This is a genomic window from Ideonella azotifigens (assembly GCF_006519715.1).
Classification (GTDB): domain Bacteria; phylum Pseudomonadota; class Gammaproteobacteria; order Burkholderiales; family Burkholderiaceae_C; genus Ideonella; species Ideonella azotifigens.
On sequence record NZ_VIDT01001167.1, the window covers coordinates 1 to 1079 of the forward strand.

Here is a 1079-nt window from a genome sequence, read left to right on the forward strand (position 1 = left end):
AGCGCTGCACCTGTTCGGGCAGCAGTTCGCCCTCGCGCAGTGCGAGTTCGATGGCCTGCACCGCGGCAGCCTGTTCCTGCGGCAGGCCTTGCGCCAGCGGCATGTCGGCACCAGCCTGCAGCGTCAGCACCGCGGCGCGGGCATGGCCGTAGCGCTCGTGGATGGCCTTCATCATCAGCGCATCGGTCAGCACCACGCCGCCGTAGCCCATGTCCTGCCGCAGCAGGCCGGTCAGCACGCGGTGCGACAGCGTGGCCGGGTGCTGCGGGTCCAGTTGCGGGTAGACGATGTGGGCGGTCATCACCGCGGGCGCATCGGGTCCGATGGCACGGAACGGGATCAGCTCCAGCGCTTCAAGTTCTTCGAGGGACTTGTCGACGGTTGGCAGCGCGTGGTGCGAGTCCACGTGCGTGTCGCCATGGCCGGGGAAGTGCTTGAGGCAGCAGGCCACGCCCTCCTTCAGCGAGCCGCGCATCCAGGCGGCTGCCAGGCGGGCGACGCGATGCGGGTCGGCGCCGAAGCTGCGCTCGCCGATCACCGGGTTGGCCGGGTTGTTGTTCACGTCCAGCACCGGCGCCAGGTTCCAGTTGATGCCCAGGCCGATCAGGCCACGCGCCACGGCGGCACCGGTGGCTTCGGCCAGGGCCTCGGCTTCGGCGATGTCGGCAATCGCGCCAATCGCCATCGCGCCCGTCGCATGCGGCAAGGCAGTGAAGCGGTTCACCGAGCCGCCTTCCTGGTCGATGGCAATCAAGGCGCTGGGCCCCAGCACCTCGCGCAGGTCCGTGCAGAGCTTGCGCACCTCGGCCTCGGTGCCCAGGTTGCGGCGGAACAGGCAGACCGCGCGGATGCGGTGCCGGCGCAGGAACGCCGCCGTTTCCGCCGTCAGCGATGTGCCTTCGATGTCGACCATCACCAGATGGCCCGGGTGGAACTCGGCGTGCATGGGTGGCGTGGGTTTACTTTGTCAGCGTCACTTTGCTGAGGTGGCGCGGCTGGTCCGGGTTCGCACCGCGGGCGCGGGCCAGCGCTTCGACCATCGGGTAAAAGCTCTGGATCGCGGCAATCGGGTCCAGGTC

At 69.3% G+C, this 1079-nt stretch carries 1 protein-coding gene; it reads right to left on the reverse strand.

Features of this window, described 5'->3' with window-relative positions; genetic code table 11:
- A partial coding sequence (gene nagZ / locus FKP22_RS31370) for a beta-N-acetylhexosaminidase (RefSeq protein WP_141292064.1) occupies window positions 1-946 on the reverse strand: 946 nt, incomplete at its 3' end.
- Between the last annotated feature and the right edge of the window lie 133 nt (window positions 947-1079).